This window comes from Micrococcoides hystricis (assembly GCF_042434215.1).
In the GTDB taxonomy this organism is placed as follows: domain Bacteria; phylum Actinomycetota; class Actinomycetes; order Actinomycetales; family Micrococcaceae; genus Micrococcoides; species Micrococcoides hystricis.
In genome coordinates this window covers 1-1,381 of sequence record NZ_JBHLUB010000012.1, presented here as the reverse complement: position 1 = coordinate 1,381, position 1,381 = coordinate 1, and the positions used below count along the sequence as shown (strand labels likewise).

Genomic DNA, 1,381 nt, shown 5'->3' with positions numbered 1-1,381 from the left:
CGCACACCAGCCGAAGTCGAGACCGACTACTGGCAGCAACACCAGCTGTCAGCAACAATAGAAATCAGGGTAAACGCCTAGGAAGAAAACCCGGACCATTTCACCTCTAGGTTTTTCAGGATCTATTGGAATTCGAAGTTGCGTGAGGTTAACGAGCGGCTGGCCGTTGGCCTCACGCAACTTCGCAAGCGGAGGAGAAAAGGAAGATGGGCCTATGGGTAATGCACAAGCGTGTGCAGAACCTCAGGGCATCAATCCAGTAGAGCTGGGTATGTCGAAAGTTTCGGAACTCATATGCCAGAACTTCATTGAGCTTCTGTAGATCGGTGAGGTAGGGATAGAGCCACCACTTTGCAACTAACCCAGACAGGGATTTAATAGGGGCATGATTACTGCCCTGACCACGAGTGGACTCGCCACTGCTGCCGGATTCAATGCCTACATTCCACTGCTGGCGTTAGGACTGCTTGACCGGTTCACCCCATGGGTATCACTTCCCGAAGGGTGGACGTGGCTTTCTGACACATGGATGCTGATCATTCTAGGCGTCCTATTTGTAGTTGAACTTGTCGCTGACAAGATCCCAGGGATCGACGCGATAAATGACATCTTCCAAACCTTGATCCGACCCGCTGCGGGAGGAATTACTTTCGCCAGCGGCTACGGGGCAGACACTGTCACGGTTAACAGCGGGGAAGAGCTCGCTTCCTCCGGAACATGGATTGCAGTAATCATCGGAATCGTGATTGCGTTGTTGATCCATCTCGGTAAGAGCTTTACGAGAGCGGCCGCGAATACAGCTACCGTAGGCGTTGCTGCACCAGTCATATCTACCGCTGAGGATGGAGCATCAGTTCTCTTCTCAGCGGCGGCTGTCTTTTTGCCAGTACTAGTAATTGTGTTGCTTCTAATACTGGTCATTGGAGTAGCGGGACTGTTGGGACGGTTACGCAACCGCGAGAAACCACGCTACTAAGTGCAGTCACCGCGGATTTTGCATTTTGCAAACGATGTGAGTAGAGTAGATGAAGTCTTCTGCTGCTGAAGCAGTTTTTGAGAAGACCTGATTCCACTGGAAACCACACCAACGAACTAGCTGAAAAGCTGACTCTACTGGTGTGCGCTCTCTTTTGGAATTTATAAAAACAATTTATTTTCAACTAAAAAGCGGATTTGCGAATGACGCAAAGAGGGTTTATAGTTGAAGAGAAGGCAAAGATGAATAGCAATTCAGCCGATTTGCAAGAATCGGAAAAGCTGCTAGACTGAATGCCTGAACAAATTTTCGTTGTTTGATATCTCAATAGTGTGTCATGTTTGTTGATACCGATTTTTTTTGATTGGTATGGCCTGTGCATCCTTTTCTCGTTTGGGGTGTGTG

1 protein-coding gene is annotated in these 1,381 nt (G+C 48.7%); it reads left to right on the top strand.

Annotated features, from left to right (window positions below; translation table 11 throughout):
* The first annotated feature begins 385 nt into the window (after positions 1 to 385).
* On the top strand, positions 386 to 976 hold the full coding sequence (locus ACFFFR_RS03875; RefSeq protein WP_377458220.1) for a DUF4126 domain-containing protein: 591 nt from the start codon (positions 386 to 388) through the stop codon (positions 974 to 976).
* The last annotated feature ends 405 nt before the right edge of the window (positions 977 to 1,381 follow it).